General features: G+C 61.2%; 10 protein-coding genes. 2 read left to right on the forward strand and 8 right to left on the reverse strand.

All coding sequences use genetic code 11. The features are described 5' to 3' along the window. Positions 1-254: 254 nt before the first annotated feature. The 4 genes from OPU96_RS00005 to OPU96_RS00020 are packed head-to-tail and all read right to left on the reverse strand — an operon-like array spanning position 255 to position 4,028. Positions 255-1,334: a polyamine ABC transporter substrate-binding protein gene (locus tag OPU96_RS00005; protein WP_498558454.1), complete on the reverse strand. Its 1,080-nt coding sequence runs from the start codon at positions 1,332-1,334 to the stop codon at positions 255-257. A gap of 60 nt (positions 1,335-1,394) precedes the next feature. Beyond that, positions 1,395-1,736 (reverse strand): cupin domain-containing protein, encoded by a 342-nt coding sequence (locus tag OPU96_RS00010; RefSeq protein WP_498558455.1) that lies wholly within the window; start codon positions 1,734-1,736, stop codon positions 1,395-1,397. Positions 1,737-1,762: 26 nt separating this feature from the next. Next, on the reverse strand, positions 1,763-3,169 hold the full coding sequence (locus tag OPU96_RS00015; protein ID WP_498558456.1) for an NAD(P)/FAD-dependent oxidoreductase: 1,407 nt from the start codon (positions 3,167-3,169) through the stop codon (positions 1,763-1,765). A 49-nt stretch (positions 3,170-3,218) separates the two neighbouring features. Continuing rightward, positions 3,219-4,028 carry a helix-turn-helix transcriptional regulator gene (locus tag OPU96_RS00020; RefSeq protein ID WP_192300950.1) on the reverse strand — a complete coding sequence of 270 codons (810 nt, stop codon included), beginning with the start codon at positions 4,026-4,028 and terminating at the stop codon, positions 3,219-3,221. A 256-nt stretch (positions 4,029-4,284) separates the two neighbouring features. Between OPU96_RS00020 and OPU96_RS00025 the strand changes: the two genes are divergently transcribed. Then, the gene (locus tag OPU96_RS00025; protein WP_003174017.1) at positions 4,285-4,557 is read left to right on the forward strand and encodes a DUF1652 domain-containing protein; all 273 of its coding nucleotides are present in this window, start codon (positions 4,285-4,287) and stop codon (positions 4,555-4,557) included. Between the two features lie 91 nt (positions 4,558-4,648). On the opposite strand, the gene OPU96_RS00030 is transcribed toward OPU96_RS00025, so the two are convergent. Beyond that, positions 4,649-7,096 (reverse strand): UvrD-helicase domain-containing protein, encoded by a 2,448-nt coding sequence (locus OPU96_RS00030; protein ID WP_498558457.1) that lies wholly within the window; start codon positions 7,094-7,096, stop codon positions 4,649-4,651. A gap of 219 nt (positions 7,097-7,315) precedes the next feature. Between OPU96_RS00030 and OPU96_RS00035 the strand changes: the two genes are divergently transcribed. Next, positions 7,316-8,011, forward strand: coding sequence for a pirin family protein (locus OPU96_RS00035; protein WP_226457080.1), 696 nt, complete (start codon positions 7,316-7,318; stop codon positions 8,009-8,011). A gap of 69 nt (positions 8,012-8,080) precedes the next feature. On the opposite strand, the gene pgm is transcribed toward OPU96_RS00035, so the two are convergent. The 3 genes from pgm to OPU96_RS00050 form a co-directional block, all read right to left on the reverse strand. Continuing rightward, positions 8,081-9,724, reverse strand: a complete 1,644-nt coding sequence (gene pgm / locus OPU96_RS00040) for a phosphoglucomutase (alpha-D-glucose-1,6-bisphosphate-dependent) (protein WP_226457079.1) — start codon at positions 9,722-9,724, stop codon at positions 8,081-8,083. 113 nt (positions 9,725-9,837) lie between these two features. Beyond that, positions 9,838-11,244 carry an aminotransferase-like domain-containing protein gene (locus OPU96_RS00045; protein ID WP_498558458.1) on the reverse strand — a complete coding sequence of 469 codons (1,407 nt, stop codon included), beginning with the start codon at positions 11,242-11,244 and terminating at the stop codon, positions 9,838-9,840. 36 nt (positions 11,245-11,280) lie between these two features. Continuing rightward, positions 11,281-12,717, reverse strand: coding sequence for a hypothetical protein (locus tag OPU96_RS00050; protein WP_226457078.1), 1,437 nt, complete (start codon positions 12,715-12,717; stop codon positions 11,281-11,283). Positions 12,718-12,941 lie beyond the last annotated feature (224 nt).

A 12,941-nucleotide genomic window follows, 5' to 3' on the forward strand; every position in this document is an offset into this window, starting at 1 on the left:
GCCGAACACTCACTATCCATCAACACCCATCACCTGTGGGAGCGGGCTTGCCCGCGAAAGCGGTGGTTCAGGCAACATCTCCACCAGCAGTGCCGCCGCCTTCGCAGCCTCGCTAAAGCTCGACAGCTCCCACAGGGGATTAGCAGTGCCTGGGCGATCTCCAGCCGAGCGCTGACAGCCCAGCAACTCCGATCAACTGTGGAGCGAGCAAGCCCGCTCCCACAGAAGCCCGCACATAGAGGGGCGGCCGGTGTTTAACGACCCGTGCGGATGGTGTTCCACACCCGCGTGCGAATCCGGTCGATATTCAGCGGCATCGCCTCCAGCGCAAACAACTTGCCCATCATTTCTTCGCTCGGATAGATCTTGGTGTCGGCCTTGATCTCGGGCGCCACCAGGCCGTCCGCCGCGCTGTTGCCGTTGGCGTAGTGCACCGAGTTGGTGATGTCGGCCATCACCTTGGGCTCCAGCAGGTAATTCATGAACGCATACCCGGCCTTTTCATCCGGCGCGTCGGCGGGCATGGCCACCATGTCGAACCAGATCGCGGCGCCTTCCTTGGGAATCTGATAGCCGATCTTCACGCCATTTTTGGCTTCCGTGGCGCGGCTTTCCGCTTGCAACACGTCGCCGGAGAAGCCGACGGCCACGCAGATGTCGCCATTGGCCAGGTCGCCGGTGTATTTCGAGGAGTGGAAGTACGCCACATACGGCCGCACTTTCATCAGCAGCGCTTCGGCTTTTTTGTAGTCCTCGGGATTTTTGCTGTGGGGTGGCAGCTTCAGGTAGTTGAGGGCAATCGGCAGCAATTCCGGGCCGTTATCCAGGATTGCCACCCCGCATTTGCTGAGTTTTTCCATGTACTCGGGCTTGAAGATCAAGTCCCAGGAATCCACCGGGGCGTTGTCACCCAGCACCGCCTTGACCTTGTCGATGTTGTAGCCGATGCCCGTACTGCCCCACAGGTACGGGAAACCATGGGCGTTGCCCGGGTCGTTGTTTTCCAGGGCCTTGAGCAGCACCGGGTTGAGGTTTTTCCAGTTGGGCAACTGGCTCTTGTCGAGCTTTTTCAAGGCACCGCCCTGGATCTGCCGTGCCATGAAGTGGTTGGACGGAAACACCACGTCATACCCCGAGTTGCCGGTCATCAGCTTGCCATCAAGGGTTTCGTTGCTGTCGTACACGTCGTAGCTGAAACCGATACCGGTCTGCTTCTGGAAGTTCTTGGTGGTGTCCGGCGCAATGTAGCTGGACCAGTTGTAGATCTTCACCGTCTCGGCGGCCTGGCTGGCGGAGGCCAGCAACATCAAGGGCAACAGGGCAATGGCTTTCATGGTTCGATTTCCTGGCGGTTTTAGGGCTGTTTTTATGGCAGGCGATCAAGGATCAAAGCGTTACAGAATCAATACGTAGGTCTTGCGCACGGTTTCCTGGATGTCCCAGATGCCGGTGCTGTTGGCCGGCAACATCAGTGCATCACCGGCTTGTATGTGGACGGTTTCACCGGAGTCGGGGGTGAAGGTGCAGCGGCCCTGGATGAAATGGCAAAACTCCTGGGATCTGATCTGCCGGCGCCAGCGACCCGGGGTGCATTCCCAGATACCGGTCTCGACGCCGTCGCTGCGCTCCACGCTCAGGGTCGATGCCACGGCGATCGGTCCGCCGAGGGGCACGGCCACGGGTGACGAGTCCGGCAGGTGGGCGTTCAGCGTGTCTTTGAATTGAGTGATGCTCATGGGTTCTCCCGTGTGAGTGAAACGACTTAGTGCATGAAACCTTCCATGAACTCGGCCACGCCGGTCGCCAACTTGCGGCGCCAAGGGGCGCTGTTGGGGTCTGCCAACACTTGGTCCTCATGGACAAAACTGCGAATGATCGCGTTGTAGCCCAACCAGCGGCACGGTTCGGGCTCCCAGGCCTTGAGCGCGTCCAGGCCACGTTCGCGGATTACCCAGGGTTGCCTGGTCAGCGGCGTGGCCTGGCCGAGGATCAGGTCGGCCAGGGTGCGCCCGCCCAGGTTGCTGGCGCCGACGCCCTCCCCGCCATAACCGCCGGACAGCGCGATGCCGGTCTGGTGGTCGCACAGCATGTGCGGGCGGAAGTTGCGCGCCATGCCCAGGTTGCCACCCCACGAATGGGTAATCCGTACGTGCTTGAGCTGTGGGAAAAGCTCACCGAACAGGTAGCGACGCAGCTCGACTTCACTGTCGGTCAAATCGAAGTCATGCCGCAGTTTGCCGGCGAACTGATAACCGCCACGGGCGCCAAACACCAGGCGATTGTCGGCCGTGCGTTGGCCGTAGGTGACCTGGCGGCTGCTTTCACCGAACGCCTGGCCGTGGCTCAGGCCGATCTCATCCCAGGTGCTGGCAGGCAGCGGCTCAGTGGCGACGATCAGGCTTTGCACCGGCAATTGATACCGGCCCAGGGGCGCCAAGGTGTTGGCATAGCCTTCCACAGCCGGCACCACCCAGGCGGCGCGGATGCTCGCCTTGGGCGTGCGCACGCGGCCGGATTGCCAGTGGGTGGCCGGGGTGTTTTCGTAGATCTTCACGCCCATGCTTTCGACCACCCGCGCGAGGCCGCGCACCAGCTTGGCCGGGTTGATCGTCGCGACGTGGGGCGCATAGATACCGCCATAGGGCTTGGCGATGCGGATCTGTTGGGCCAGTTGTTGCGGGGCCAGCCAGCGGTAATCCGCTTCGGTCAGGCCCTGGGCGTAGAGTTTGTCCAGGTAGCGGCGCAGGCTGCCTTCCTGCTCGGGATAACGCGCGGCGCAGTACAGCGCGCCGCCCTTGCGGTAGTCGCAGTCGATGCCTTCACGGCCCAGGACCTGCGCAACTTCATCGGGGATGCCGTGCAACAGGTCGAACGAGGCGCGGCGCTGTTCGGGCGGCACGTCGGCCAGCAGGCGATCTTCGCCGAGCAGGTTGCCCATCAGCCAGCCACCATTACGGCCCGACGCGCCGAAACCGGCGGTTTGTGCCTCGATGATGGCGATGTTCAGCTCGGGGGCCTGGCGCTTCAGGTAATAGGCGGTCCACAACCCGGTGTAACCGGCGCCGATAATGGCCACGTTGACGTCGAGGTCATGCTCCAGGGACGGCCGCGCCACCAACGGGTCGTCCAACTGGCCCATCCATAAACTGATATTGCGCCATGCTGGCATGCCCACTTCCCCTACCTCGTTTCGATAGGGTCGATCCTAGAGCGCGGTGTTACTGAATGTCTTGCGCGCGTGCACGCAGGGAAATTTGTTTGACGTAAGCCTTGGGCGACTGCCCGGTGTGCTGACGGAACGCACTGTAGAACGCCGACAACGAATTGAAACCGGCGGCGAACGCCAGGTCATCGACCTTGATCGGCGGCGTGGCGTGCTCCAGCGCGGCGAGCAAATGTTGCAGCCTGGCCTGGTTCACGTAGCGGTAGAAGCTCTGGCCGAGCACTTGATTAAGCAGGTAGGAAATCTGATTACGGCTGTAGCCGCATTCCTTGGAAACCCGTTGCAGGTCCAATTCGGGGTCCAGATAAGGCTGCTTGCGTTCGAAGTACTGCTGCAAGTCATTGGCCATATGCCCCAATTGCTGCGGTGACAGGCCCAGGCGGCTGACCGTGGGACGCAGGGTCTGGGTCGGCTGTTCGTGCACCAGGGAGGCGTATTCGTTGACCCGCCAGATCAGCCCGTCGCGCACGGTGATCGCTTCGCTGGTGCGAAACGACACCAGGCCCTGGCCGCCGCGCAAGGTGATGCGATATTGGATGAACGCAGTGTTGCCATCAGCGCGGATGCGGTCGGTGTGCTCAATCGCCTCGTCCGCCTCACGGGGCATGCTGGCTTGCAGGTACTCACGCAGCTCGGCGTAACCGACCACACGGTTCTGGAAAAAATCGTGGTACTGGATCTGCGGGTGGTAGTAGGACATCACCCCATCAAGGTCGCGACGCCGCCAACACAGGCTGTGGCGCAGCACGACGTCGCAGGTGGCTTGGGTGTGCTGGCTATCATCGTCTGGGGCGATGTTTGGCATGGAAGGCTCTGCGGCGGGTAAAGCGTGGAGATTGCCGAATTTTGCAGCGTGCGACAATGGCCAGATGGAATACCGGAATAATGGCCTTTTGACTACCTTGTTGTAAGACGTGACCCATATCAAAAGGTAGGAAAACAACCGCCAAACGGGGCGAAAAAAGTCACGTTGTGTTTACGAACGGATGCTATTTTTAACTTCTCCGATGCCACGACCACTGACGGTCATGGTCCCTGCCGCGAGCAAAAGGAAGCGCTCAATGAACAAGGTGGGCAATATGAACAAAGTGACATTCCCCAACGCCTGCCAGCTGATGCGCTGGCATTTCCATCCGATGGGCTTCGAGGGCAGCATGGACGCGCCCGGCAGCATGGTCGCCCGCCTGTTTGACCGAGCGAGTGGCGAGACGTTGATTGCCATCGCGGGCATCCCTTGCGCCACGGTGATGAATGCGGCCGACGTGGAGCGGATTATCGAAGCGGTGGAGGATGAGTTGGCGTCGTTTGTGCCGCCGCTGTCTTTACGGGCTTGAATACGCGCTGACAGACAACACCGTTCGAAGGTGGAACAGGCTTGTGTGGGAGCAAGCCCGCTCCCACAGGGGGGGATGTTGCATTCGCCGGCTAACCGCGTTGGTCGTCGAAGAAGGCTTTCTTGCCATCTACCCGCTCTGACGCCTTGGGCACATTCACCGCCTGGCCTTCGGGCTTTTCCACATACCAATAGCAATGGCTGACGGCGCGGGTAATGCCGACATAGGCCAGGCGCAGCACCTCGTCCTTTTGCGCAGTGTCATACGGCTCGCTGTCACCGTCCTTGCCCAGCCCCGCCATGCGATACACCTGATTCTTGTAGGGCGAGCTGGTGACATGTTGGCAATCGCCCAGCAGAAATACCGCGTCTGCCTGTAGGCCCTTGGCACTGTGATAGGTCAGCTGCTTAAGCCTGCGCGCCTGGGGAGGCAAGCTAGAATCTAGATTAACTACAGACTGAATATGCTCTTGAATCAGTAACTTATCGCTACTTTTTCGATAAAGCATTAACACTGTTTCGCCGTTTTGATAGTGCATCAACAGCTGCTGCCCCAGTGCGGCTTCGTCGCGCTCCAGCACCTTGACCGGCACCAACGGCTTGGGCGCTCCGCTGGCCTTGGCCTTTTTGCCGGGAATCGCCGGCGCAGCGCGCACGATATGCTCCGCCGCGTCGATGATGTGCTGGTGACTGCGGTAGTTCTCCGCCAGCATCACGCGAGTGGTGGCCGGGGATGGGAATTCCTGGTTGAACTGCATGAAATACTTGGGCGAACTGCCGCGCCAACCATAGATCGACTGCCAGTCATCCCCCACGCACAGCAGCGATGAACGCTGGGCGCCGCGCCCGACGTGCATGGCCGGACCGCGACTGCGGATCTCGCGCAGGCTGGCGCGGATCCACGAGACGATCTGCGGCGAGACGTCCTGAAATTCGTCGATCATCAGGTGGGATAGCGGCCGCAGCAACGGATCGCTGAGCAGCTTGAGGTTTTCCGGGGTATTTTCGCCAAACAGCGAGAACATGCGGTTGTAGGTCATGATCGGCGGCGACTGGTCGAGCAAGTGGTCTTCCAGGGCCTTCCAGAAAATACTCAGCGCCTCGAAGAAAAAGCGGTCCGGGTCGTCCTTGGCAAAGCTCATCTGGCCCACGGCCGTGGGCACATCCAACCCGAGGTTCTCGATAAAACCGGCCGCCATGACGAAACAGTCCAACAGCGGCGCCGAAGCCAGCTCGCCCTTGACCTTGTAATCAAAGCCCGGCCCCGCGCTGGCATCACCGGCCAGGCTGCTTAACAGTCGTTTTGATGAATCGTAATTATCAAGCCATATCAGTGGTTTACGGCAGAAAGCTTGAAACAGGGTGCGCTTTACCGCCCACTCGGCGCGCACCGAAAGTTTCGAATTGGGCCGACTGACCTGGGCGTTTTCCCGCGAATCGAAGCCCAGCACCACCCACGCATCCAGCTCCGCGATGTAGCCATGGCAATGGAATTTCGCGCCATTGATCTCCACGGTCTGCCGGCTCGGCTCAATGCCCTTGATCGGCCAGGCCCCTGCGCGGAACCACAGGTCTTCGATCACATCGCAGAGTTCTTCGTCGCGTTTGGCCGCCAACTCGGTCACTGCCACGCGCTTTTGCACGTCGGGATGCTCGCGCTCCAGCTCCTTGAGCTGCAGCCCATGCCGGGCCAGCGGCGCGATCAGCTCGCGGAACCGCGCATGCTGGCCGTGTAAACGGTGATAGCAGGCGTTCATTTGCTGACGCTGGGCGTCGTTGATACGCAGGTCGAACGGGTTGCTGTCAGCCTCTTCAGCACCCGAACTCAGGTTCTCGAAGGCCTGCAGGCGCTCGAAACCCGGCAAGCTGCGCACCATCGGCAGGATGCGCGAATGGAAGGTGCGTACCACCGCCTGGGCCTCTTTGAAGCCAAGGGGTTGGCCCCACAGGTTGAGAATTTCCATGAGCTTGTGGATGAAGTCTCTGCGCGATTCGCGGGTGAAGGTCACCACGGTCATCGAACTGAGTTCAAAGCCCAGGTAATGGGTCAACAGCAGGATACGCAGCACCAGCGAGGTGGATTTACCCGCACCGGCACCCGCGATCACCGACGTCGAAGGTGTGTCGCTGAAGATCATCTTCCACTGCGCGGCACTGGGCTGGGCATGCGCCGGCAGCAGGCGCGCCACGTCAGCCTTGATGCGTTTTTTCAGGTCGGCGGTCAGCGGCAGGCGCCAATCATCGAACAGGTTGTCGTCGACACCCGGTGCACGGTGTTCATCGGGGCGAAAGTCACGGATCAGCAGGACTTGCCGGCCCTCCTCGATGCCGTCGGCCTTGCCCTCGCGGTAGCCATACTCCACGCCTGCCTCGTGCCCACTGCGAAAGCCATCGGCCTGCCCATGCAGCCAGGAAAACCGGTGCTGGGCGCGCAGGCGCGTGAGTCCGTGGCCAAACAGGCGCGCCGCCAGGCGCTTGAACAACGGCATGTCTGCCAGTGGGCGTAGCTCTGGGGGCAAATCAGGGGTGTGTTGCGGCACGCGGACTCCAGCGATGAGGTTGGTTTTGGCGAATGCGCCATGGTCGCCGGAATCGGCGTTCAGTTCCAGCCAATTGCTTTGCTGTCATGCAGTTAGGCGATGAAGTGAAAGTCAAAACCCTGTTTATCAATCTAGTAAGTCGATAGGAATCAGGCACTTTTTACGCTTTTTATCGATCATGTACTGCCGGATCATAGGCGCTATCCACAGGAGACGATCATGCTTGAACTTCGACCTTTCAACACGCTGGGCGGCGCCCACCATGGCTGGCTTGACGCCCATCACCACTTTTCCTTTGCCGAATACCACGACCCTGCGCGTATGCACTGGGGCAACCTGCGGGTGTGGAACGACGACATCATCGCCCCCGGCACCGGCTTCCCGCAGCACCCCCATCGCGACATGGAAATCATCACTTATGTGCGCGAAGGCGCCATCAGCCATGCCGATAACCTGGGCAACAAAGGCCGTACCGAGGCTGGCGATGTGCAAGTGATGAGCGCCGGCACCGGGATCGCCCACAGTGAATACAACCTGGAAGCCACGCCGACCAAGATCTTTCAGATCTGGATTATCCCGAATGAAAGCGGCTTGCCGCCGTCGTGGGGGGCCAAGCCGTTTCCTAAAGGTGACCGCGAAGGCTTTGTGACCCTGGCCAGCGGTAAAACGGGCGACAGCGAAAGCCTGCGTATTCGTGCGGACGCACGGCTGGTCGCGGCGAACTTGAAGGCTGGGGAAAGCGCCGAGTATCGGCTCGACAATGGGCGCCGGGCGTACCTGGTACCGGCCACCGGAGCCGTAGACGTCAACGGCTTGCGCGCACACGCTCGGGATGGTGTTGCGGTTGAGGATGAGTCGGTGTTGCGGGTGACTGCCATCGAGGATAGCGAGATCGTTCTCGTCGACCTGGCTTGACCGCCTTCGACGTCTGGAGGGGGCTAAATGTGGGAGAGGCCTGCCCCCTCCCACACTGGTTTTGCGGTGTTACTGGGAAATGGCGCCGTCTACGAGGACCTGGGCTTCTTCCACCAACAACTTGAGGTGATCTTCGCCGATAAAACTCTCGGCGTAGATCTTGTAGATGTCCTCGGTGCCCGATGGCCGTGCGGCAAACCAGCCGTTTTCGGTCATCACTTTCAGGCCTCCGATCGCCTGGTTGTTGCCCGGCGCATGGCTGAGGATCTGCTGGATGCCTTCCCCGGCCAGTTGGGTGGACGTCACCTGCTCCGGCGACAACTTGCCTAGCAATGCCTTCTGCGCCGGGGTGGCCTTGGCGTCGACGCGGATCGCGAACGGCTCACCCAGGGCTTCGGTCAGGCCACGGTAGATCTGGCTTGGGTCCTGGCCTTTGCGCGAGGTCATCTCTGCTGCCAACAGCGCCGGGATCAAGCCGTCCTTGTCGGTGCTCCAGACGCTGCCGTCTTTGCGCAGGAACGACGCGCCGGCGCTTTCTTCACCGCCAAAGCCCAGCGAACCGTCGAACAAACCATCAGCGAACCACTTGAAGCCCACCGGGACCTCGTACAGGCGCCGGCCAATACGTGCGGCGACGCGGTCGATCAAGCCGCTGCTGACCACGGTCTTGCCCACGGCCGCATCGGCGCGCCAGTCGGGACGGTTCTGGAACAGGTAGTCGATGGACACGGCCAGGTAGTTGTTCGGTGCCAGCAGGCCACCGGACGGGGTGACAATGCCGTGGCGATCGTGGTCCGGATCGCAGGCGAACGCCACGTCGAAACGCTCCTTAAGGCCGATCAGGCCTTGCATCGCGTAGCTGGAGGACGGGTCCATGCGGATCTGGCCATCCCAGTCGACGCTCATGAAGCGGAACGTCGAATCGACTTCGGTGTTCACCACATCCAGGTTCAGGCGGTAGTGCTCGGCAATCGCCGACCAGTAGCGCACCCCTGCTCCGCCCAGTGGGTCTACGCCCAGGCGCAGGCCGGCGCTGCGGATAGCGTCCATGTCGATGACGTTGATCAGGTCGGCCACGTAGCTGTTGAGGTAGTCATGGCGATGGGTGGTGTCGGCCTTGAGCGCCTGGGCGTGGCTGATACGCTTGACCCCGGCGAGCTTGTTGGCCAGCAACTCGTTGGCCTTGGCTTCAATCCACTTGGTGACGTGGGTATCGGCCGGGCCACCATTCGGCGGGTTGTACTTGTAGCCGCCACTTTGCGGCGGGTTGTGGGACGGCGTGATGACGATGCCGTCCGCCAGACCACTGGTGCGGCCGCGGTTGTAGCAGATGATCGCGTGGGAAATCGCCGGGGTTGGCGTGTATTCATCACCCTCGGCCAGCATCACGTGTACGCCGTTGGCGGCAAGCACTTCCAGCGCACTGGCGCCGGCAGGCGTGGACAGCGCATGGGTGTCCAGGCCAACAAACAGCGGGCCGTTGATACCTTGGGCTTCACGGTACAGGCAAATGGCCTGGCTGATGGCGAGTACGTGCCATTCGTTGAAGCTCAGTTCGAACGAGCTGCCCCGGTGCCCGGAGGTGCCGAAGGCGACGCGTTGGGTGGAGATCGCTGCATCAGGCTGGCCCGTGTAATAGGCCGTGACCAGTCGCGGGATATCCACCAGCAACTGGGCTGGCGCCGGCTTGCCCGCAAAAGGACTGATTGTCATGCATAAACCTCGGAAAGAAGGATTCGGAAAAAATGACAGTTTACTGAGAGTTGGACTACGACGCGATGGTATCGATCCCACAGCAGAAGGAGAATTTTCTAACACTCCCTAACTCAGCCAATCTGCGCCTGCTGGAATGCCAGCGCCAATGCGTCCAAGGCCACGTCCAGGTTCGGATGCCCATTGAATACATGGCTCAGGCGCACATGCTGGTGGTGCAGGCCAGCCAGGCTGAACAGCTCGCCCGGGGCAATTACTACTTGCTGGGCAACCATGCGCTGGAACACCTGGCGCATGTCTACCGTGGCCACCGACTGCAGCCATAGACTGGCGCCCGCGCGTGGCGGCTGGTAGGTCACCCGCCCCTCCAGGCGCGCGTCCACACGCTGGCTCATGGCCTCGGCTTGCTCCTGCAGGCGCTGGCGCAGGGTCTGCAAGTGTTGGTCAAACCGCCCGCTCTGGTACAGGCGGGCGATGGCACGCTGTCGGATCGACGACAAACGAAAGGCGCGCAGCAGGAACTGACGCTGCAATTCGCTGCTCAAGTGCCGCGACAGCAGATAGCCGAACGGTGCTTCCGCCCCCAGGGTTTTGTCGAACGAAGAAAAGACGATCAGCCGCTCCGGGTTGACCATATCACGCAGCGCCGGCTGGCCAGCGGCAAACGCCAAGTCGCCGTAGCTGTCGTTTTCCAGCAGCCAGCAGCCGTGCTGCTCGAGCAGATGCGCCACGTGCAGCCGCTCTTGCACCGACATGGCCACGCCCGACGGCAGGCTGACCACGGATGACAGCAGTACCAGCTGCACCGGCTCATGGCGCAACAAGTGCTCGAAGCTCATCAGGTCGAGGCTGCCATCGGCCTTCCAGGGCAACTCGATCACCCGCACACCGGCGGCCTGCAGCAAACGCAGAATCAACCAGTCGCAGGGCGATTCGACAATCAACGTAGTCCCTTTGAGGCCCAGCACATCGATCAGGATTTCCAGCACGCCACGCAGGTCGGCGCCGATGTACACCTCGTCGGCTTGCCAGCAGCGCGTGGGCGATGAGGTGTAGCGCGCCGCCAGTGCCGCCCGCAACTCCCACACGCCGCAGGGTTGCGACCAGGGTTGCAGGTGGCGCGGATAACGGCGTATCAACTGGCGCTCGAGCGTCAGCAAGGTGCCATCCAGTGCGCCCAGCAACGCAGGTTCGTCGCCACTGAGTACGGCCATGCGCGGGCGTCGTGCCGCGGCATAGAGCCTTTCCAGCAGGTCGCCACCGGGAGCCATCAACGGGTTGCTGGTCACTGGCCAGGCGAAGTAACCGGACTTGGCCACCGAGTAGACCCGCCCTTCCTTTTCCAGCAGCGAATAGGCGTACTGAATCGTCGAGATCGACACGTTCAAGCGCGTCGACAACTGCCGCAGTGACGGTAGTTTGACCGGGGTCTCCAGGCCGACTTCATTGATCAGGCTGATCATGTAGCGGTACACCGCCTGATAGGCAAATTCCGCTTGCCGCTCACCCCGCAGGTTCATGACCACCCACCAGGGCAACTACACCCACCCATGCCGCTAGCGCCCGGACATTTGAAAGGCGCAGCCTGGTGTGGCGACAGCCGAACCCGAGGCCTCGCGGCCGCGCGCAAGCATGCTACGTTCCACCTCTCCGGGCCGCCGGCGGTACAACGCCTGGAGTAACGGCAGCGGCAGCCCGCTGGTGTCGACAGCCCACTGTTGCAGCACGTCGGAGGACACCTTGCCTTGCAGCACCTTATGCAGTTCCGGGAGCGCAACCAGCATCCCGGGGTGGCATTGGCGCAGGTAACCCTCAAGGCGCTGGCCGTGGTGGATGAAGGGCGAGTAGAGCAAGCAGGTCAACTGGCTCTCATCCAGGCCAAAAACCGCCTGCGCATGAACGGTCGACAACGCACGGCCATCCGGGCTGCTGGCCTCTGCGATCAGGTATTCGGGAATCTGCCGGCGACTCATGTAGCCGTACGCCTGGCGAATAAAGCTTTCGACGCCATCCTCGTAGGACAGCTCGCGCAGACACTGGGCCTGCAAGCCGTACAGATGGGCCATCAGCAGCGGGTTCGGATACACCGGATGGCTGAAGTGGAAGCCGAACGGGTCTGGCTTATAGGCCAGGAACTCCGTGAGCAACGGCGCGGAGCCGGGGTCTACGTCGGTCAGTAGGTCGGCAATCCCAATGTAGGCCAAGTGACGATGCCCGCCACGACCAGGGCTTTCGCCCGGCACGTATTGATCGCCATAGAGGTCGCGGTAACAGCCGACGCTCCACTCCTCCATGCGTGCAAATAGCCCACTGAGCGACATCGGTTTACCTCGCGAAATCCCCACTCCGGCTATCAGTGCGTGCTTTTTCAGCCAGGCCAGGTACTGGCTCTGCTTGCGCGCCGAATCGCCACTGACCACGGCATGCACGCCACCGTTCCAGGTTGTGACCCGCTGAAAGAAATCGCCCAGGGACAGGAAGGTGTCATTGCACAACGTGGCGCGCAGATCACCGGACGTCAGGTGCCCCACCATCAGCGTCGTGCGCTGGCTGGTTTCGCGACCGCTGCTCGACGCAGGGCGCTGGTGGTTGAAGGGGTACACCTCCTGGTTTTCCACCATCAATAATTCGACGCGGGGGTCGTCATGGAAAAACAGCGCGCTATACCCTTGGTGCAGCGTGTCGAGGGTGGCCTGGGTCATTCCTGCGTGTCGCAAGGTCGCCACGCGCAACTGGAAAGTCTTGGGTGCGCGCCCGGCGATGGACAGTTGCGCCGCCCTTAGCAACGCCAGCGTGTAGCTGCTGACTTCGCCGCCGCCATGGGCTATCAGCACTTTGTAATCACCCACCTGCTCCATGCCACCGGCCGCGACGACTATGCGTTGAATCAGTAATTGAAGTGCGGTGCGTTCGGCGCGTGTGAAGTGCCCGATCAAACGTTGTAGAACTTGTTGATAAACATAGTTCATGGCCTGCTCGTGAATTGCGCTCATAATTCTACTACCCGAGTTGAAATATCAGTTTCAGGCAACTATCAAGATTAGTTGCCCGACCCATTACACCTATAGGCTGGATGTGTATCGCTCTGTACTACGCTGGATCAACGTTAGCACCTCGCAACAAAAGCACTGTGTGCACTTATTCGCCTGCCGGGTGCCCAACCCCTTCACAGGCGGCAGAACCACAGGGGCTAGAGCGGTGCCGCCGTACAACCTAG

Source organism: Pseudomonas sp. RP-B7 (genome assembly GCF_059803535.1).

Bases quoted from the DNA above. Each gene is read 5' to 3' on its own strand.
- OPU96_RS00025 (WP_003174017.1), top strand. From the start codon at position 4,285: ATGAACAAGGTGGGCAATATGAACAAAGTGACATTCCCCAACGCCTGC.
- OPU96_RS00010 (WP_498558455.1), bottom strand. From the start codon at position 1,736: ATGAGCATCACTCAATTCAAAGACACGCTGAACGCCCACCTGCCGGAC.
- pgm (WP_226457079.1), bottom strand. From the start codon at position 9,724: ATGACAATCAGTCCTTTTGCGGGCAAGCCGGCGCCAGCCCAGTTGCTG.
- OPU96_RS00020 (WP_192300950.1), bottom strand. From the start codon at position 4,028: ATGCCAAACATCGCCCCAGACGATGATAGCCAGCACACCCAAGCCACC.
- OPU96_RS00015 (WP_498558456.1), bottom strand. From the start codon at position 3,169: ATGCCAGCATGGCGCAATATCAGTTTATGGATGGGCCAGTTGGACGAC.
- OPU96_RS00045 (WP_498558458.1), bottom strand. From the start codon at position 11,244: ATGAACCTGCGGGGTGAGCGGCAAGCGGAATTTGCCTATCAGGCGGTG.
- OPU96_RS00035 (WP_226457080.1), top strand. From the start codon at position 7,316: ATGCTTGAACTTCGACCTTTCAACACGCTGGGCGGCGCCCACCATGGC.
- OPU96_RS00050 (WP_226457078.1), bottom strand. From the start codon at position 12,717: ATGAGCGCAATTCACGAGCAGGCCATGAACTATGTTTATCAACAAGTT.
- OPU96_RS00005 (WP_498558454.1), bottom strand. From the start codon at position 1,334: ATGAAAGCCATTGCCCTGTTGCCCTTGATGTTGCTGGCCTCCGCCAGC.